15 protein-coding genes and 1 pseudogene are annotated in these 20,272 nt (G+C 43.4%); 9 read left to right on the top strand and 7 right to left on the bottom strand.

Going from position 1 to position 20,272, the window contains the following annotated elements; all coding sequences use genetic code 11:
* Positions 1-403 precede the first annotated feature (403 nt).
* Positions 404-1,315, top strand: a complete 912-nt coding sequence (locus tag FN961_RS25245) for an exo-alpha-sialidase (protein ID WP_144042908.1) — start codon at positions 404-406, stop codon at positions 1,313-1,315.
* Positions 1,316-1,402: 87 nt separating this feature from the next.
* On the opposite strand, the gene FN961_RS25250 is transcribed toward FN961_RS25245, so the two are convergent.
* Positions 1,403-2,140 carry a YciK family oxidoreductase gene (locus FN961_RS25250; protein ID WP_144042909.1) on the bottom strand — a complete coding sequence of 246 codons (738 nt, stop codon included), beginning with the start codon at positions 2,138-2,140 and terminating at the stop codon, positions 1,403-1,405.
* Between the two features lie 265 nt (positions 2,141-2,405).
* Between FN961_RS25250 and FN961_RS25255 the strand changes: the two genes are divergently transcribed.
* The 3 genes from FN961_RS25255 (at position 2,406) to FN961_RS25265 (ending at position 7,290) form a co-directional block, all read left to right on the top strand.
* Positions 2,406-4,907 (top strand): VolA/Pla-1 family phospholipase, encoded by a 2,502-nt coding sequence (locus FN961_RS25255; protein ID WP_144042910.1) that lies wholly within the window; start codon positions 2,406-2,408, stop codon positions 4,905-4,907.
* Between the two features lie 171 nt (positions 4,908-5,078).
* Entirely contained in the window at positions 5,079-6,110 is a 1,032-nt protein-coding gene (gene sohB / locus FN961_RS25260; RefSeq protein WP_185972886.1) for a protease SohB, read from the top strand.
* A 148-nt stretch (positions 6,111-6,258) separates the two neighbouring features.
* Positions 6,259-7,290 carry an AraC family transcriptional regulator gene (locus tag FN961_RS25265; RefSeq protein WP_144042921.1) on the top strand — a complete coding sequence of 344 codons (1,032 nt, stop codon included), beginning with the start codon at positions 6,259-6,261 and terminating at the stop codon, positions 7,288-7,290.
* A 149-nt stretch (positions 7,291-7,439) separates the two neighbouring features.
* Here the strand turns inward: FN961_RS25265 and FN961_RS25270 are convergent, their stop codons facing one another.
* From FN961_RS25270 to FN961_RS25280, 3 genes are all read right to left on the bottom strand, one after another.
* Positions 7,440-10,079, bottom strand: coding sequence for a parallel beta-helix domain-containing protein (locus FN961_RS25270; protein WP_144042911.1), 2,640 nt, complete (start codon positions 10,077-10,079; stop codon positions 7,440-7,442).
* A gap of 316 nt (positions 10,080-10,395) precedes the next feature.
* Positions 10,396-11,427 carry a DUF481 domain-containing protein gene (locus FN961_RS25275; protein WP_144042912.1) on the bottom strand — a complete coding sequence of 344 codons (1,032 nt, stop codon included), beginning with the start codon at positions 11,425-11,427 and terminating at the stop codon, positions 10,396-10,398.
* A gap of 193 nt (positions 11,428-11,620) precedes the next feature.
* Positions 11,621-12,259 carry an arylesterase gene (locus FN961_RS25280; RefSeq protein ID WP_229814812.1) on the bottom strand — a complete coding sequence of 213 codons (639 nt, stop codon included), beginning with the start codon at positions 12,257-12,259 and terminating at the stop codon, positions 11,621-11,623.
* Between FN961_RS25280 and FN961_RS25285 the strand changes: the two genes are divergently transcribed.
* Both FN961_RS25285 and FN961_RS25290 read left to right on the top strand, forming a co-directional pair.
* Positions 12,237-12,980: an ABC transporter ATP-binding protein gene (locus FN961_RS25285; RefSeq protein ID WP_144042914.1), complete on the top strand. Its 744-nt coding sequence runs from the start codon at positions 12,237-12,239 to the stop codon at positions 12,978-12,980. The genes FN961_RS25280 and FN961_RS25285 overlap by 23 nt on opposite strands.
* Positions 12,980-15,445, top strand: coding sequence for an ABC transporter permease (locus FN961_RS25290; protein ID WP_144042915.1), 2,466 nt, complete (start codon positions 12,980-12,982; stop codon positions 15,443-15,445). The genes FN961_RS25285 and FN961_RS25290 overlap by 1 nt, the downstream gene beginning before the upstream one ends.
* An 80-nt stretch (positions 15,446-15,525) precedes the next feature.
* Here the strand turns inward: FN961_RS25290 and FN961_RS25295 are convergent, their stop codons facing one another.
* From FN961_RS25295 to folX, 3 genes and pseudogenes are all read right to left on the bottom strand, one after another.
* Positions 15,526-16,440: a TIGR01777 family oxidoreductase gene (locus FN961_RS25295; RefSeq protein WP_144042916.1), complete on the bottom strand. Its 915-nt coding sequence runs from the start codon at positions 16,438-16,440 to the stop codon at positions 15,526-15,528.
* Positions 16,441-16,579: 139 nt separating this feature from the next.
* Positions 16,580-16,771 (bottom strand): annotated as a pseudogene (locus FN961_RS26100) (dihydroneopterin aldolase); the annotation flags it as partial.
* 48 nt (positions 16,772-16,819) lie between these two features.
* On the bottom strand, positions 16,820-17,191 hold the full coding sequence (gene folX / locus FN961_RS25305; RefSeq protein WP_144042917.1) for a dihydroneopterin triphosphate 2'-epimerase: 372 nt from the start codon (positions 17,189-17,191) through the stop codon (positions 16,820-16,822).
* A gap of 75 nt (positions 17,192-17,266) precedes the next feature.
* Here folX and FN961_RS25310 point away from each other — a divergent pair, with 75 nt between their 5' ends.
* The 3 genes from FN961_RS25310 to FN961_RS25320 all read left to right on the top strand — a co-directional run.
* Complete coding sequence (locus FN961_RS25310; protein ID WP_144042918.1) at positions 17,267-18,385, top strand: AI-2E family transporter; 1,119 nt, start codon at positions 17,267-17,269, stop codon at positions 18,383-18,385.
* Positions 18,386-18,430: 45 nt separating this feature from the next.
* The gene (locus FN961_RS25315; protein ID WP_144042919.1) at positions 18,431-19,342 is read left to right on the top strand and encodes a class I SAM-dependent methyltransferase; all 912 of its coding nucleotides are present in this window, start codon (positions 18,431-18,433) and stop codon (positions 19,340-19,342) included.
* A gap of 713 nt (positions 19,343-20,055) precedes the next feature.
* The coding region (locus tag FN961_RS25320) for a transposase domain-containing protein (protein ID WP_185972828.1) at positions 20,056-20,272 on the top strand (217 nt) is incomplete at its 3' end.

A 20,272-nucleotide genomic window follows, 5' to 3' on the forward strand; every position in this document is an offset into this window, starting at 1 on the left:
ATAAATTTGATCACCAAATGCCATGAATGTTCCTCACTATTTCACCTATCTCATTATTTATTCATCTCTTTTTGTGGGGATTCGTCAGACTCAGAGTGTTTTTTGGCAAACTAATTCAAGGTGAATGGATGACATAATGGTTGTTCCCTTATGAGTTCATTCAACGCAGAAGTAGGCAGCCCAAAACACTCCTTATAGGCGAGTTTTAGCGCTTCTGATGCTGTGTTAACGAGCTTAACCGTAGAATAACTATGCTCTTCACTCGCTGCCTTGCCTCAGGACCGCTAAACTCTCGCTGAGCGATCAAGTCTTTATACTGATTGGTATAAAGCCGATACGAGAACATTTTCGTCAATAAAATACCGTGCTATAAATAGATAAACCGCAACGAATTAGGCTCTTCATGAAATTGATGTCAGTGGATAAAATCTGGGACTTAGCTGATCACAATGCATTCACTGATATGGTGCGCTTTAGTGATCAACTCTATTGCGTGTTTAGAGAGGGAAGTACTCCTGTATCCGATGACGGCATGTTGAGAGTGATTTGCTCGCCCGATGAAGGAAATACGTGGGAGTCGGTAGCCCTGATGCAGATGAGTCATGCAGATATGCGCGATGGAAAACTTGTAGTGTATCAGGGAGCGTTATTGCTCTTTGGCGTGGGCAGTTTTATCTCGCGAGTTAAACAAGAGAGGCAATCATATGTTTGGCGAACCACAGATGGAGTATCTTGGTCTGGACCTGATGAGATAGCGAGACCTAATGACTGGCTATGGCGGCTGTGTGTACATAACAACGTGCTGTGGGGGATATCTTATCTGCCTAAGCCAAAAGGCTATGCCAGCTTGTATAAGAGCATTGACGGCCAACATTTTACTCGAGTGTTTAAAAACTTGAACAAGCAAGGCTATGTGAATGAATCAGGGCTGTTTTTTGATGAGCATGATAATGCACATTGCCTGCTTAGACGCGATCCGGTTTGGGGCCCTGAAGAAACCGCTCTTTTAGGGTCGTCTAAGCCTCCCTATCAATATTGGCAGTGGCAAGAATTAGATAAACGGGTTGGCGGACCGGTGAGTTTTTATTATCAAGGCCATCATTATGGTGTTGTGCGTTTGTATGATGATAAAACGCGAACCAGTGTTGTTGAAATAGACGAACAATCTGCGGAGGTCACGGAGCTGTTTAGTCTTCCCTCTGGCGGTGATAACAGTTACGCAGGTGTCGTGCTCGATAAGGGCAGTTTAAAGGTGAGTTATTATTCATCACATGAGGGTAAAGCCGCCATCTACTTTGCTGAGATTGATATTTAATAATGATTATTTAGCCAAAGAAGTGAATATTTCAGAGAGTAAGAAAAGAAGAAGCGTTAAGCTCCTTCTTGAGTCTAAGAGACAAGATTACTGTGCGTTGAGCTGTTGCCCATTAATCTCGACAGAATCATTCCCCATTAGGTAGAGATATGTGGCCATAATCTCTTCAGGGGTTTTAAGCATTTGTTGGTTCTCAGCTGGATAAGCATTGGCACGCATGGCTGTGCGTGTGGCGCCTGGGTTAATGCTGTTTGCACGAAGGTTAGAGCCTTCGTATTCATCAGCAATAGCTTGCATCATGCCTTCGGTGGCAAATTTAGATATTGCATACTCACCCCAGAATGCCTTGGCTTTACGGCCAACACTGCTTGATGTGAACACTAATGATGCCTGTGGTGACTTTTTCATTACGGGTAGCAAGGCTTTCGTTAGCATGATTTCAGCAATGACATTCACCTGCATGACTTCTGTTACTGAATCCATTGAAATATGCTTAAATGGGCCTAAAACGCCTAACATGCTCGCGTTATGCAAGAGTCCATCTAAGTGGCCAAACTGCTGTTCTATGGTTTCAGCCATATCGATATAGTTTTGTTCTGTGGCACCTTTAAGATCCAATGGAACAATAGCGGGTTTAGGGCAACCAGCTTGCTCAATCACATCATAGACTGCTTCTAATTTTTTGACCGTCTTCCCGAGTAGAATCACAGTAGCCCCGTGCTTGGCAAAACAGATCGCAGCTGCACGGCCAATGCCGTCTCCAGCGCCTGTGACTAGGATTGTTTTGTTAATAAGTAGATCTTTTGCAGCTTGATATTCCAACATGAGTCAATATTTCCTATCGGCGGAAAAGCCCGCCACCTCTAGAGTCATTGATGTGATAAACAGTAGTTTAAAACAAATGATTAATTATTGTTCGTATATTCAGTATGTGATTGTGACAAAAATGTAGCTAAGTCAATATATTTGCGTTAACTTGAACTTAGGTAGGGACTTCTAAAAGTCCTATTTGGTCATTCAATTATTGTCTATTGTGACCAAATTTTTTGGGGAAAACAAAAATTATTACAACAAGATTTGGGGAACAAAGATGAAAAGACTCTTTTTGGGTGTTGCGATTGCATCTGCGCTTGGATTAACGGGCTGTGGCGGAGATTCTGTTGATGAATTAAGAGATAAGGCAGAAAATAAAGGAGAAATTCTGATTCCTGAATCTCATATTGCTTTTGATCCCGGTAATGCAGATCCCGCTAAACGAACATTACCAGTGCCGAATGATCTTTTATTCAGTGGTACCAGTGACGGTACAATTAACATGTCTGGCGAAATGGCTGATGGCACAAGTGATTATACTGATCCCTCTATGGCTATTGGTGCACTAGATGGTTGGTCTACCACATCCCCAATCTCAATTACTGTAGAGCTCGCAAGCGATCATGCTGGTAAGGCGCTGACCCTCGATGCAGCTTCTGTTTTTCAAGCCGGTGCGGTAAGAGTGTTTGAAGCGACTGTTGGTGGTCCTCTTTCATCGGATCCAGAGTGCAGTGCAGAACCGTCAGCTTCTGCCTGTAAAGTCGGGGATGAGCTGACATTTGGTGTTGATTTTGTCTCTAAAGCTTCAGGCAGCACGATTGCAATTGTGCCGCTAAAGCCGTTAAAAGCTAATCAGTCTTATATTTACGTCACTACAGACCTGATTCAAGATAGCGCGAGTCAATCGATTGCAGCTTCAGCAACCTATACCAGCGTTAGATTAGATATTGAGACTCATCCGCTTGAAACACCGTCTCAGCTAAGTCTGCAGACGTTGATCAACAGTTATGAAAAAGGCCTAGCTTCAGCGCATGGTGTTGATCCTGAAACCATCAGTTTTTCAGGTTTGTTCACTACACAATCGGTTGCAGATGTCTACGAGACATCTAAATTACTGATTGCTGGACAGCCTGGTTATATGCCTGAATTTGTCGAACCACCTCATTTCTTAGGTTACAACTTAGCCCAAGCATTACAATTACCAGAAGCGCATCCTGCATATGCAGGCGCCAGTAAAGCTGATGTGTGGCAAGCAAAAATTAAAGTCCCAGTTTTTGGTGAGTGTTCATCTGTATCATGTTTAGATGAAAAGAATCAGCCTTTGATTAACAGTTATTGGAGTGCGATGGGTGATAGCCCTGTATCGGTTTTACTTGCATTACAAGCTGGTACCTTGAGTCAAACAAATTTTGGTGCTCAGGCCGTTGCTAATGGTGTCGATCCTAGTGCAGCGCTTGCTAATCCAGCGCTTCTAGCTGGTAAAACTTGGTTATTAGACGATGGCACTGCTGCTGATAAGACAAAGCATCTAACGAAGTTTAATCCTATTCCTCAAATTAAGAATTATGAGGTGCTTACGGTCCAAATTACCGTTCCAAACTTTGCACCTGCGCCAGCTGCTGGTTGGCCTACAACCATAGCAATGCATGGTTTAGGTGGTGGTAAAGAGATGGCTTATTCCTACGCAGGAACCTATGCCGGGTTTGGTGTCGCCACTATGGCCATCGATATGCCATTGCACGGTTCCCGTTCTTATGATGCTAATAAAGATGGTATTTATGAGGTATCTGCAACGGATCCTAGCTTTGGTACCGTAGTAGGGACACCGGATGCTTTTACAAATGGTAATCCTTTAGTCTTTATTAATATTGCTAGTACGTTAACTGTGCGTGATAACTTCCGCCAGGCAACGTTAGATCATCTTGGACTGAGAGCGTCACTAACAGGTTATGCGGGCGCTTTGGCCAAAGCGGGTGCGCCTCAGTTATTTGATATTAATAATATCAGTGCACAAGGATTAAGTTTAGGCGCTATTGTTGGGACTAACTTTTCGACTTACGCTAGCACTGGCTTGACTGACCCAACCTCTGGGGCGGATTTGAGTTATGTTTACAAACTTAATGCAGCTTCTTTAGTGGCACCAAGTGGTGGATTTGCGGGAAGCTTTATAGGCTCGCCAACGTTCGAACCTCAATTGTTTGCAAATATCATTGCTAGCGATAGTTTTAAAGCGCTATTTGATGCGGCCAACACAGCGGGTTATGAACCAGGAACTGAAGAATATAAAACGCTTCAGATGGCGGTTTACCAAGGGTTCCTGCCTTCGTTCGCTTTTGCTGTACAAACAGTGGTGGACAGTGCAGATCCAATCAATCATGCCGCTATGCTTAAGGGAACTGAGTTACCTCTTCACTTAATTGAAGTGGTTGGAGATGGTGCTAAAAGCCTGCCAGATCAAGTATTACCAAATACCGTTGATAACTTCCCAATATCGGGTACTGAGCCACTGATTGCTAACTTAGGCCTTGAATGTGTTGATAGTACTACCCAAGGTTCTGGTGCTGTGCGATTTACCAAGGGACATCATAGTTCAATTATTAGTCCATCTGCTATACCTGATGTGACCGATGGCTACGAAGCTGCTGCTACCGTTGAGATGCAAACACAGGTGGCCTTCTTTGCTCATAGTGCAAGATTACCTGATGCAACAAGTCCAACTATTGCGGTTGGCCTGTCTGAAGGGTCTCCTGTAGGGGAGATAATCGCTCCTTGTAATTAATTTCTTCTATCCCTAGAAATTTGCTTAAAAACCCAGCCTTTGCTGGGTTTTTTTATGCTTTACTCATTTATTGTTACTTTTGTTATTAGGCTAATGACTGTTAGAATAACCTTCATTTTTTAGATTGAAATTAATACCGTTTGGTATCAGATCGATTTGCTGGAGCATATTTTGGAATTTTTGTACGAGTATGGATTATTTTTCGCTAAAGCGATCACCGTGGTGTTATCAATTATTGCGGTTGTGATTGTTGTTTTAGCTTCTGCTATTAAGCAAAAAGGGGGCAAAGGTGAGCTAAGACTGACCAATATCTCTGAAGAACTCGAAGAGTTGCAACACGATCTTAAAGAGGAGCTTTATACTAAGCAGCAATTTAAAGCTTATGAGAAGCAATTAAAGGCTGATGAGAAGGCCAAAGAGAAGGCACTTAAAGAACAAGAAGAATTAGTGATAGAACCGCGTGTTTTCGTGATTGATTTTAAAGGCAGTATCGATGCCAATGAGGTGTCGTCATTACGTGAAGAGATCACTGCGATTATTGCTATTGCTGAGCCGGGTGATGAAGCCATTGTTAATGTCGAAAGTGGCGGCGGTATGGTTCATGCTTATGGATTAGCATCAAGCCAGCTTGATCGTCTACGTCAAGCAAACGTTCATTTGACTATTTGTGTTGATAAAGTGGCTGCCAGTGGCGGTTACATGATGGCGTGTGTGGCCAATAAAGTGTACGCAGCTCCTTTTGCCATTGTTGGCTCTATTGGGGTTGTTGCTCAAGTGCCAAACTTCAATAAGCTGCTTAAAAAGCATGATATTGATTATGAGCAGCACACCGCTGGTGACTTTAAACGTACCTTGACTGTGTTTGGTGAGAATACAGATGAAGGTCGTGAGAAGTTCCAAGAGGAGCTAGAAGAAACTCATGAGTTATTCAAAGGGTTTATCGCCCAATATCGCCCTGATTTAGATTTAGCCAAAGTGGCAACAGGTGAGCATTGGTACGGGCAACAAGCGATTGAGCTTGGCTTAATCGATGCAATCTCTACCAGTGATGATGTCATCATGAACTTGGCAAAAGAGCGCACTGTGATTAAAGTGAGCTATCAGTTAAAGAAGAAATTTGCCGATAAATTAGCTCATGCGGCTTCGTTATCTGTTAATTCAATTTTTAATAAAATGGCTGAGAAAAACCAACCAATGAGTTAACACTCTAGTGTTCATGATTTTGTCACATCATTTAAAGCCTGCATTTTGCAGGCTTTTTTGTTAGTTTATTTACATATTAAAAAATGTTGTCGCATCCTCCTCAAATAATATACAAAATAGATAAGAATTAACAAGAAGCCCCTTGATGATGAAGTACGTGCAAAGCTACAAGCGGAATATGCTGGTTGGTGATCAATCTTATCCGGCTTACCAACTACGAAATTTACTTAACTATCTTCAACAACATTATGGTGATGAAGTCGTTGAGAGCTTGTGCTCAAAAATCGGAATGGGGATGTCAGAGCTCGAACATTTACAGCTTATTTATGTTTGGCAAGCTGACTTTGCCATGGAGTTTTTACAGCAATATACCCAAGACCCTGAGATTGGTGCCAAAGTAGGAGGTCAATACACAGTCAAGGATTTGGATTTCTTACTTACGTTTTTTAATCAGTGTCAGACGATTGGTGAATGCCTACAATTTGTGCTTTCTCATCCTGAGCGAGTAGGCAGCTTTACCGATACTCTAGTCAGTCATGAAGAGGGGAAGTTGCGAATTCGTTGGCTCAACACGGGTAAAATTGATAAGGAACGCTATTCCTGTCAGTTTCAACACAGTGTTTGCGGCTTAATTAAGATAGGCACAGGTCTCGCTGGACAGCCCATTTTATTCGATAAGATCTGTTTGGCCGAGGCTGACAGGGACACCAGCTTTTTGTCTGCCATTACCGGTGCTGATGTGCAGTTTGGTGCAGAGTTTAATGAATGGTCAATCGATCAACAGTATCTTTCTTTACCTGTGACTTATGATTTTGATAAAAACCGGATCAACACCATCGCTAATCAGCAGCCCTCCTATATTGAAGTCTTGTTAGAACAGTTGCGTCAGTCTTTCCCTGACTGCCCTAATATGGAGCAGATGGCCGTAATGCAGAATATCAGCGCCCGAACGCTTAGGCGTAAGATCTCACAAGCGGGAAGCAGCTATCAAAAGTTGGTGGATCAAGTGCGTTCTCAGGCAGCAATTGGCTTGATTTTGTCAGAAGAGCACAGCGTTGAAGATATTGCAGAGGTGATGGGCTTTGGCGATGTCAGTCATTTCCGCCAAAGCTTCAAGCACTGGCTTGGTAAGCCGCCGGGACACTTCTTACGTCTCAATGAGAAGCCAAATGCTAGTTAACCTGAACTCATCGATGAGATCAGATCTTTTCGGTTATCGCACTGTTATCCAGTAACCATACTTCATTTATGAGTTCTCTCTTCGTTAGACAAAAAAGGCCGGGGTTAACCGGCCTTATCGTTTCTAAACACTAAATAATATTAGCTGTTTTACTGTGAACAACTGGCTTGAGGAAGACGCTTAATCCATTCGTGGATAAGTGCTACACCTTCTCCATGGGTTAAGCTACGCCCGATTTCTGGCATACGGTCGCCAGGGGCATTAGTATCCATTCTAAAGTGCAGAATAGAAAGTTCCGGTGAGCCAGGCACTACATCGTATCCCAATGAACCACCACCATAAGCAACCGGTGATTTACAGGTGCCGTGGGCAAATCCATCACCATATTCACGTCCGTACTCTAGAGAAAGACCTGTATTCGAGGCATTGCCTTCGGGACGGTGACAATGGGCACAGTTCACATCTAGGTAGCCCTTAGCTGTATCCATCAACATCTCATCGGAGAGTGATGTCACGCTCGATTCATCTCCATCATCGTAACTCGGCACTGAATCGATCGTTGTAACATCTGGTACACCTTGTAGTATTCCCGCAGCCTGCCATTTCATCAGCTGATTCATGGTGCCGTCAGCGTACGCATAATCTTTATTCAGATGACGCGCTTTCGGCCCGATAGGAACAAAGATAGCTGGCGTATCGGGAGTGGCTTTAAACTGATGACATTGCTTACATTGATTCATGCTCGGAACCACATAATCAAAATCCAAAGTTTCGCCATTATGGATAACTTGCTTGCCTTGAATCGCACCCGCTTTGGCTATTACCGCATCGGATTTATCAGTATTGTAAATGTAAGGCAGTGCAGACCAACCAGTCGCGCGGCGGATCAATAAGCGAGTCTCAATGATGTCCTCTTTATCAATACCACGGTCATTGGTGTTAGCGGGTAAAGCAAAGGTTTTACTGATCACAGTTCCAACAGGGAAATCCATGCTTTCTTGGGCCGTGTAGTTTGCAGTTTTCCCTTCGGGTACAAAGACAAAACGGTATTTACTGGAGTAATCAGTAAAGAGTTGTGTATTCATATCATAAGGTAAACCACCTGAATTTGCGCCAGTACTTGGATTTGAGTTGTCAGCAAAAAGGTTGTAGTCAGATAGGTTTGGACAGTTAGCGCCTAAGAGTGCATCCCAATTGACTTTATCGCCCGTTGTTTCGCACAGGGCTAAATCACCGTCTCCGACGAGTCCGCCTTCTCCTTCACCAATTGAACCACCACCGCCAACTAAATTGCCGCCATCACAGCCTGCAACATCATCATCGACACCACAACCGAAGGTTTGATCGCCAAACGTGACGGTATGAACAGGTAAGCTGACCTGAGCACACTTCATGATCTCATCTTGAGTTGGTTCATAAAGCACATCGGGAATATTGACATCTGTGTTGTCGTTGGCAAACAGTCGACCAAATGAAACATCACCGTTATTGGTAGAACAGACATTGTCGCTACCATCTTCGGCAAACGGCATCTCTTGCAGGCCTAAATACGCGGCGGTGCCGTTATTGGATAACATCTCACCTAAGCCATCATAGAGTACGCCGGGGAACTCGCCGTGAGTGAAGAGGTAGGCCTTGATGATGTCATCGATTAGGTAGCCGTTTGGCTTATTGCCATAATCGGTGATCACGTTGTCATGAAGGTAAATATTTCTTGGTGTCGGTCTCCAACCATCTTCAATGGGTTGGTCAGCTTGGCCATAGTTCGACACAAAGGCATTCATATCAGGCTCTGCGATGAAGAAACTGGTGATTGCAACTCCAGTTGTATCGTGATTGGTGATTTCGTTATCAAAAATCTCAACATCATCGGTCGAGAGGATGATCATACCGGTTCCCGGTGGAACGATATGAACGCCGGCAGGATTAGCCGATGCATTGGCGAAATTCTTGGTATTATTTTCATAAACTTTGTTATTGAAAATACGAACGCTAGAGCCATATCGGTGGTTATTAATGGGTAAATCGAAGACTAGAATACCGCCGGTATTCCCCATGACTTCGTTACCATAAACATCTGCATATTTTGAGTTTTCAATTTCGATACCCGCGACGTTTTCTTTGGCAATATTGCGACGAACCACAATATATTCAGATTGGCCGACATAGATACCGGCATCGGCGCTGCCACGAACATAGGTGTCTTCAATAAGAATATTTTCACATTCAACTGGGTAGAGGCCATAAGCACCATTGTTCTCATCGAGCTCACCTTCCCAGACTGTCGCTAGGCGTCTAAGTATGATGCCGTTGGTATTTTTAAGTTTAATCCCGTTATTTTTGGCTTCATTGACGGACATATCTTGAATGATAACGTTAACGGCATTTTGAACGAAGATACCATCACCCGTCAGGGACTCAGAGAAGTCTAAGACAGTTTCATCCATGCCATATCCCATGATGGTGATATTTTTTGCCATGGAACCATCGCCATCAACATCACCGTCAAAAAGAAGGGTTGATGCTATCTTGAAATTGCCTTTAGGCAGCACGATCACATCGTTACTCTGGGCGTTGATTAAGGCTTCTTGAATGCGGATCGTCAGGTTTCCCCCATCTTCGATCATAATAGCGCCTTCAGGGAAGCTAGGAGTCGGATCGGGAGTTGGGGTCACGACAGGCTCGTCGACGGCAGGGCTGTCATCATCCGATGAACATCCGCTTAAACTGAGTGCGACGGCACTGGCCACGATAGTGGGCAGTAACCATGATGGTTTCTTGTTGAACATAGCGTCTCCTGCTTATTTTTATTATTCCTCTCCTAGATTGCACTGACGTACCATATAAGCAATGTGAGATCCGGCCAACAATTGATTAACAAGTCTTTATCAAGTGTAAGTGGGCAACAAGTAAACGTGGAAGGTTAGTTTTTCCCTTATAAAACAAAATGAAATGAATTTAATTAAACAGGGTTTGAAAGCCGAGGCAAGATAGAGGTTTTTTGAAAAAAGAGTAAGATAAAATCAAGAACAAGGTTAAGGAAGGTTGATCGTTGTATTCAGGCCGCAAGGCGGCCTGATATTGTGAGTAGAACCAGCCTGAAAATTAGATGTCGATACCGAAACCTATGATAAATTGATAATCGTTTTGTCTAGGTATGGTGTCATTGGCATCGGGTTGTGGCGTATTGGTGTGATCCCAGACAAATGACAGGTCAAGATCGAACATATCCGTTAACTCAATTGAAAAACCTGCAACAGCATGGTGTGTGTATCCGCCAGAAATTTCGTTACCATACTGAAGTCGATATAAAGTATTGAAATCAATGTCACTGGTTATTTCAGTATCAAATACGGTCTCAATGACCATGGCTGCACTGCCTTCACTCTCTTTTTGATCGACGGCGACATTGTCAAACTTATTGTAAGTGTATGCTGGACCGCCACTGATGCTCCACTCTATTTTAGAGGTATCAATGATGTCGTAACCCACACCTAAACCGAGTGTTGTTTTATATTGGATGTTTTTAATCGGATCCATATAGATTTCGGCAAACACGGGGCGTAAGTAAAAGTGTTTCGATAAATACCAATCAAAGTGAGTGTTGATACGGTGATTATTGATATTGTTTTCGCCTTCAGTCTTAGAGTAGTTCCCCAAATAATCAAGGTTATATCTAGACTCGGTAGTGCGACGTTGAGCATTAGCAATGGCGCTGTAATCGACCTGAGAGGCGTTTCCTGAGCGAAGATTAGCACCTAAAGATATCTTGCTGGACCAGTAGTTAGCTTCATTTTGCTCACCGGCAATGATGGTCATAATTTTAGTGCGATCAAACTCGTCGCCACCAATAAAGGTTTTGCCATCTTTAACCAATAATTTGCCAGTTTTGGTGCTTAGATCTGTAAAACCGACACTGACGACGCCATTACTTTGAAGTACTTTGATATCTTCCCAGTCGATATAAAGGGTATCAAGTTGATCACTTTCAAATTCAAGCTTGTCATCATAAAGGTTCTTTATTTCACCTTTTAACAGTTCAAATGAGGTCAGTTGAATCCAGTCAAATGAGGCATCAGCCGGCGGATAAAGTTGAGCTGGCACCGTCTGCTGGCTCACTGGTTTCATCGGGGTCATTGCAGATGCCTCAGATGAAAAAAGTAAGGGTGAACAAACGGCTAAAATGCCTGGAATTACGCTGATGTTATTAAATCGACCTTGCAAAAGTCTTCTCCTCAAGTCAAATGACCTATATTTTAAAGGGCGAAGACTCTATATAGATTTGCGTTGTTAAACAAATGAATAGTTATATTTTGCACTGTTTTGTGAGCTATAACGTTTTTTCAATCCAAGGTATGACGAATTCTGCAATGTCATTTTGAGCTGATGCATTGGGATGAATACCATCTCTTTGCATATATTCTGGTTTGGTTGCAATCTCCGTCATAAAGAATGGCATCAGGGTAATTTGATGTTCTGTGGCAAGTTCTTGGTAAACCTGATTAAACATTTTTGCATATCGTGGGCCATAATTTGGTGGCACCATGATCTCTGAAAGGAGAATTTGGCTCCCTTGAGACTTCGCTAAGGTAATTATTTTTGTAAGATTTTCTTTCAATTGTGTCGGTGTAAAACCTCTCAATCCATCATTGCCGCCAAGTTCAACTAAGACGAGCTCAGGTTGTACAGACTCAAGCAGGGCGGGGAGTCTACGTAATCCCCCAGCGGTTGTTTCACCACTCACAGAGCCATTCGTAATCTCATGTTGTGGCATTTTTCCCTGCATTAAATGTACCCAACCTTGCTCTTCGTCGACACCATAGCTTGCACTTAGGCTATCACCTAGGATTAATATAGGTGCAGCATTCAGTTGTGAACACGTTAGAATGGTCGCAAAGCCAATTAGGCTAAGCGAACGTTTAAGTATCAGGCGAGAGAAGGGATTTATGTCAGAAATTAGTGCAATCACAGTAAAGGGTCTCATAAAGTCAGTGGCTACCCAAGAGGGAGAGCTTACTATCCTCAACGGCATTAATATGGAAGTCAAGCAGGGAGAGAGTGTTGCTATCTTGGGGCCATCAGGTTCAGGCAAGTCTACGTTACTTGGATTATTGGCCGCTCTAGACTCGCCAACGTCCGGTGAAATCGTGCTCGACGGTGAAGCACTGCAGCATATGGATGAAGAGGGTAAGGCTGCATTGAGAAAGAGGAAGGTGAGTTTTATTTTCCAGTCATTCATGTTGGTGGACACCTTAAATGCGCTTGAAAACGTTATGTTACCGGCAGAGCTCGCAGGGATCGATAAGGCCAAAGAGAAAGCTGAGGCGATGTTAACCAGAGTGGGATTAAGCCATCGTTTGACTCATTTTCCTAATCAGCTCTCTGGTGGAGAGCAGCAAAGAGTCGCGATTGCTCGCGCGTTTATCTGTGAGCCTAAGGTACTGTTTGCCGATGAACCTACCGGTAATTTAGATGCGGCCAACAGTCAGAAAGTAGCCGATATGTTGTTTGAACTTAATCGTGAGAGTGACACGACCTTAGTCCTCGTGACCCATGATTTAGTGTTAGCTAAACGATGTGAGCGTCAATTACTGATGGATAGTGGCGAGTTGACTGAAAAGAGTGCCACCTCTGCCCAGAATGAAAGCATAGAGAGTCCTGTTGGCCTGCATAGTGTGGAGGCCAGCTAATGGAAGTACAGTTAGCTTGGAGGCTATTTAAGCGAGAGCTTTTACAGGGACAACTATTACTGATTGTGTTGGCGATTACACTGGCGGTGTTATCGGTTACCGGTTTAGCACGTGTGAGTGAGCGTTTACAGATAGCGATTAACGGGCAAGCCTCTAAATTTATTGCCGCTGATAGAATTATTAATTCTCCAGTCAAAATTGATGAGTCAATCTTGGCTAAAGCTTCCGAACTGGGGTTAAACCGTGTATCGAGTGTGCAGTTTAACTCCATGGTATTTGCTGATGACAAGTTTCAGCTGGTTACTGTTCGTGCGGTAGAAGATGGCTATCCTCTTAAAGGCAAAATAGAGCTCAATAATAAAGCGGGAGTAAGTTACTCAGCACTGCCAAAAACCGGTCATTTGTGGTTTGAAACTCGCTTAGGTGGCTTGTTAGCGTATCCCAAGCAACTTGAGCTTGGAAATAAACAGTTCACATTAAGCGCCGAGATCGCCCGTTTACCCGATGCAGGTTTTAATCCCTTTGCATCTTCCCCCGTAGTGTTAATGCGTATGGAGGATGTGGCGAGTACAGGCGTCATTCAGCCAGGTAGCCGTGTGACTTATTTGGCGCAATTTACTGGTGATGAAGCGCAGTTAACGGAATTTGAAACCTATGCAAAGCCACTGCTTAACAGCTCGCAACGCTGGGTCGATGTGCAGTCTGGTGACTCCCCGATAGCTGATGCGGTTAAGCGTGCAGAGCGATTTTTGCTTTTGGCCAGTTTGCTTGGCATTGCATTAGCCTGTGCGGCGATTGGAATTGCTGCTCAGCGTTATTGCCAACGTCATTATGACGTAGTGGCGATGTTAAAAACGTTTGGCGCCTCTGCGAAACAGATCCGCACATTATTTGGTGTCCACCTTCTGTTAGTGACCTTTTTTGGCGTGATATTGGGGTTGATTGGTGGTTTTGCTCTGGACGCGGGCATAACAGCATTTTTACCTGATGAAATAGCAGCTTACTCGCCACCTTTGACTCGCCCCATACTGCTCGGTCTTGCTACGGGTTTTATCAGTGCCTTTATGTTTTCAGCTTATCCGCTGATGAGACTGCTCTCCATTCCTCCTTTGCGAGTGTTACAACGTCAGCTTGAAGGTTTACAGCTAGGTATGTGGTTGCATCTGTTACTTAGCCTTTCTGCAATGGCGCTTTTAGGGTATCTCTATTCAAAAAGCCTACCGTTAACCTTGACTGTGGTGGCGGGTGTTTTGTTATTGGGTCTGCTGTTAAGTGTACTGGGCTTTTTAATGATCCGCGCTGGGCACAGTGTCGGCATGAAAACAACCAACCCATTGCAGTTGGCTTTGGCGGGGTTAAGACGACGAGCTAAGCAGAATGCGATTCAATTAGTGGGCTTCAGCAGTGCTTTAGTGCTGTTACTCACCATTCTTGCTTTGCGACAAGATTTGCTTAGTGAGTGGCAAAATCAATTACCAGAAAATGCCCCTAACTACTTTTTGGTCAATATTGCGCCGGATGAGTCAGAGTCGTTAGCTGAGTTTCTGTCGAAAAATACCGTTAAAACCACGGATATCTATCCCGTTATTCGAGGGCGTTTAACAGAGATTAATGGTGAAGAGTTGATCTCTGGCGAGCAAGCTGATGAAGGTGTTGAGGGACGACGTGGGATCTCCCGTGAGTTAAACCTTACTTGGCGTGATGCTTTGCCTGAAAACAATGAGTTGATAGAAGGTGAATTTAACGTCAACGATGATGATGTTTCCGTTGAATCGGGTGTTGCCGAACGCTTGGGCATTGAGATCGGGGACTCGCTGACTTATGTCATCGATAACCAAACTCTGAGGGTTAACGTTGGCAGCATAAGAATGGTGCATTGGGAGACGTTACAGCCTAATTTCTTTATGGTTTTCACTAAACATTCGCTCTCATCGTTTGCACATACCTCAATGGCCAGTTTTTATCTGGATGAAGACAAGCCTGAAGTGATTTTGCAAATCATTAAGCAGTTTCCGACAGTATCGATTATCGATGTGGGCAATATGATTAAGCAGCTACGTCAAATCATCGATCAAGTGTCACTGTCGTTGACTTTAGTGCTGGTGCTGGTGGTATTAGCGAGCAGTTTAGTGATGATAGCTCAGACAGAAGCTGGGATGGCGACAAGGCAAAGAGAACTGGCGGTACTAAGAACGTTTGGTGCATCTGGTTGGCTACTCAGAATGGCGACTGGTCTTGAGTTTGCCATACTGGGTGCAATAGCAGGGCTTTTAGCCGTGATTGTGGCAGAGTTTACCCTCTACTTGTTAAAAACGCAGGTGTTTGAGCTCAATGTGTATATGCATTGGGAGTGGTGGGGAATAGCACCTGTGTGCGGGGCACTTATTGTCGCGTTGTTAGGCGTGTGGCGTTGTCGACAGTTGTTGAGTAAATCCTGTGGAGAGCTGCTTAAAACCCCAGTTTAAGAGAAAAAGTTAAGCCCTTTAAGTGAAAGAAAAGGGTAAATATACGAAAGGGCGATATCGCCCTTTTTTGTTAAAGCTTGCTAACGTTCTAGAATGTCAGCAAGCGCATAACTGAGTTGAGGGTGTTTAAAGCTAAAGCCTGCATCGAGAAGTCGTGTTGGCATAACATATTGACCTTCAGTCAACAGTTGCGCCATTTCACCTAACAAGGTGTTGAGGATGAATCCCGGCATTGGCAGGATAGCTGGCCTTGATAAAGTCGCGCCCAAGGCTTTGGAGAACTCGAGGTTGCTAACCGGATGAGGCGCTGTAGCATTAAAAATTCCCGAACAGGTATCATGGTTGATCAGAAAAGTGATCAAATCGACTAAATCTTGTTGGTGTATCCAGCTCATGCCTTGCTTACCTGAGGCAATAGGACCGCCAAGTCCTAACTTAAATGCTGGTAACATCTTAGGCAATGCGCCACCGGATAAACCCAGTACCAGACCGATACGAATAACGCACACTCTTGTTTGTTCAGAAGAGGCACTGAGTGCGACGTCTTCCCATTTTTGGCACACGGTTTGTGGAAATGGCAGGGAATCACTCATCTGCTTTTGTGGTAAAGAGAGACTTTCATCGACAGCTTGTTCTGTATCTCCGTAAATACCAATAGCCGATGCGCTAATGAAGACCGAGGGAGGCGTTTGGCTTAGCTGTGTCAGTTCTGACAAACGGGCGGTTAGTTCCCAACGGCTATTGCAGATTCTTTCTTTCTGAACATCACTCCAGCGCTTGTTTGCGATGGGCTCACCAGCCAAATTGACCACAGCATCAAAGTCATCAAGATTGGTCATATCGTCTAAATTTGCTCGGTACTGATGTTGAGTGCCCAGTCTTTCTCTGGTCTTAGCGGGATGACGTGACAGTATGCAGAGCTCATGATGATTTTCTAAGGCCCTGACAACTTGATGTCCAACAAAACCGCTGGCTCCTGTGATTAATATTTTCATAGCATCTCATCAAGTTAAAGATAGATATACTCTCAGGATAGCAAAAAGGATCACATTGAGCCTAATGGGATTTGTTTTATGTGGGGTTTAGATTATGGCTGCTGATAATTCACAGCAGCCATCTAACTAGAACACTAAATTAGTCGTTGTTTTTATGGTAGCTGAGCTGCATTGAGACAGAGTCTGCAAATCTAAGGGCGTGAGGTTTATCAATTTCGACTTGCGCGAAGTCAACCCAGTCATGTTCGCTGGCGATATCTAACACTTGCCCTGTAAGATGTTCAAGTAAGAAAAATCGATTATGCTCAACTAATGCAATGATTTTATTGGTTCATGGCTGCTGATAATTCACAGCAGCCATTTTTACTATGCAGTGAAGTTAATCGTTATTTTTGTGGTAACTGAGCTGCATTGAGACTGAGTCTGCAAATCTGAGGGCATGAGGTTTATCAATTTCGACTTGCGCGAAGTCAACCCAGTCATGTTCACTGGCGATATCTAACACTTGACCTGTAAGGTGTTCAAGTAAGAAAAATCGATTATGCTCAACTAATGCAATGATTTTTTTGGTTATCGTGCGATAATTCAATGCGTCATCCATATTGTCACTATTGCGTGCTTTCATCGCACAATAGTGAATTTCAGCATTGATCAAGACATCTTGTTTGTTTTGAGTTTCGTCATCCTTAATGCCTATGAATGTACGCAGACGTAGATTTTTAATTCGAATTACCGCAATTTCTGGTTTCATAATTATTACTAGCTCTATGTTGAAGTTGCTACTAAGCCTATCAATGTATTAGTTAATCAAGAAGGATTTTTTTAAATGCCTAGAATTGATACTCAATCAGTCGCCTATAAAGGCTTCGCCATTATGGCCTTTATTGTGATTATTTTGGCCGGTATTAAGGCGGCGAGCCCTATCGTGGTTCCTTTCGTATTATCTGCTTTTATTGCTGTGATCTGTAATCCCGTCATTGTTGGACTCACCAAGTTACGGGTTCCAAGGGCGTTAGCCATCCTATTTATGATGGTATTTATCGTGATGATGGGGCTTTGGTTGGCTCAAGTGGTCGGCAGTTCAATCAATGAGTTTTCCAGTCAACTTCCCCTGTACCGTGATCAGCTGGTCGAGCAGTTTGGCTGGATTATCGGTAAATTGCGTACGTTCAATATCATCATTACCAAAGAGCAGATGTTGGCCTATTTTGATCCCGGTGTGGCATTGTCGATGACAACCAATATGTTGTCAGGCGTGGGCAGTGTGATGGCGAACCTATTTCTGATCATTTTGACCGTTGTCTTCATGTTATTTGAGTCTCAAACCATGCCGAAGAAATTGCATTTTGCTCTGGATGATCCAGACATGAGAATGCAGCAGATTGATAAGTTTTTACAGTCAGTTAATCAGTATATGGTGATTAAGACCTTAGTTAGCTTAGCGACGGGTGTGATTGTAGGAATAGGACTTGCGATAATAGGCGTCGATTATGCGCTGTTATGGGGCGTGGTGGCATTCCTATTCAACTACATTCCTAATATCGGGTCGATCATTGCTGCTATTCCTTCTGTGTTACTGGCGCTTATTCAACTCGGCCCTGCAGCCGCTGGTGCCACTGGTTTACTGTATTTAGGCACCAATATGGTGATGGGTAATGTGATTGAGCCTAGGTACATGGGCAGAGGCCTAGGGCTTTCTACGCTCGTGGTCTTTTTATCTTTGATCTTTTGGGGCTGGTTATTAGGCTCTGTGGGGATGTTGCTATCAGTGCCGTTGACCATGATCGTTAAAATAGCACTGGAATCGAGTAAAGGTGGCAACTGGTTAGCTATTTTGTTAGCCGATGATGTGGATGAGCTAAAACCAGAGTCAACACCCACGCTCGTGGCTCCTGCAGAAGTTGCACAGATAGAAGATGATAAGTCTCCTGAAATTACCAAGTAAGTCAGTTTTTAGTCATAGTTGTAGTACAAGTTAAAAGTGAATTTAATGCAGTTATTTTTTGATGAATTAAACAAAGTCACCTTAGGTGAAGAGGTTAATCGGCTTTTTCATGGTCGTGGTGGCGTGTATCCCGGCATGGAACATCTGTGTGTCGATTGGTTTCCTCCTGTGCTGTTATTGACCAGCTTTAAGCCGTTAAGGGAAGATGAACTTGCGTCGGCAACACAAAGATTATCTCAGTTGTGGAGTGAGCAACGCGGTGCGAATGAAACGATGAACCTCGTTTATCAGTATCGCAGTGGTGGTCAAACCCATACCGAACTGGTGTCTGGGGAGGTTCCTGAGCAGCACACGGTTCTTGAGCAAGCTGCAGAATTTCATATCCATCTGTTAAGAGGCCAAAACCATGGTCTGTTTTTAGATATGAAGAACGGCAGGCAGTGGGTGAGGGAACACGCGGAAAATAAGAAGGTCTTGAACCTTTTTGCTTATACTTGTGCCTTTTCTGTTGCTGCATTGCAGGGCGGAGCTGACAGTGTCGTGAATATCGATATGAGCAAAGGAGCCTTATCTATTGGTAAGCAGAATCATCTACTCAATGGCTTTGGTGCTGGCGCCCGTTTTTTTGGCCATGATATTTTTAAATCTTGGGGTAAGCTGACGAAACTTGGTCCTTACGAGATGATTATTGCCGATCCGCCAAGTAATCAAAAAGGCAGTTTTGTTGCTACTAAGGATTATTCTCGTTTGTTAAAGCGTTTACCTGAGCTCTTAGCGCCTGGTGGAGAAGTTCTTTTGTGTCTGAATGCCCCTGAGTTGGGGATTGAGTTTTTGATGAACCAAGTTGAGGAGTACAGTGCTAATTTGGCATTTGTCGATCAATTAGATAATCCCCCTGCGTTTGCTGATATTGATCCCAATAAGGCGCTAAAAGTCTTGCGTTATAGGCGAGTGTAATCATAAACGCCTACGTCCTGTATGGGGTATAGGCGTTGAAACGACTTGCTCGTTTTGTATAAGTCACAGGGCGTCTTTAATGCCCTAATTTCCCCGCTTCAAATTCAACTAGCGTATTCATTATCTTTTAGTTTTTAACACCAAGCTCTACTTATTGATAGCTGTTGATAAATCACGCCTAGTTTTTGGTCTTTAAAACTGGGCTACTTATCACTTAAACTATTAAAAACTGAAAGTCTTTCATTTCAAGTAACGGTTTTGGATGTTTTTAGGCTGATATACCAAGTTTTAAAGAGAATTTGCAAACTAAACTGAAACTATTCTGTAACTCTCCGATTATGCCTGATATAATTGATCTCAAGATGTAGATTGAACATTACTTCTTCCTCTATTGGCAAAATGTCATCAAAGTAATGGCATGCCGCAGACCCTACAAACAGTAATTCGGAGTTGTTATGGAAGTTCAAGAATACGAAAGCGCATACTACCAAGTACAAGATGAAGTAATTGACTCTTTACCAGTAGAGATGGATGAAGAAGCGTTTTTGGGTTAAGGAACGACTCGATAATAAATGAGTTAGTCTAGCGACAACCTGCAAAAAAATAGCAACCTCTAGGTTTAATGCCGATCATTTAGTGATAAATCGATCGGTTGACTGATCTTCTAAATGCTTCAGAATCCGAGTCCTACCTCATAGGTCTCGGATTTTTTTATGCAAGTATCTCAAGCTTTTGACATTATCAACCAACTCAAGCCTCATCAAGTTGAAACCCTCGCAGACTTACTCCCTCTTAAGTTGATAGAAGAAGCGTATTCTTTGACTGAAACTGTAACGCTTAGAAAACGTAAATTAACATTAGAGTCAATGGCTTGGCTTCTCATTGGAATGGCTATCTATAACGATAAGTCCATGGCTCATATCATTAATA

It is taken from the genome of Shewanella hanedai, assembly GCF_007197645.1.
Taxonomy (GTDB): Bacteria; Pseudomonadota; Gammaproteobacteria; order Enterobacterales; family Shewanellaceae; genus Shewanella; species Shewanella hanedai.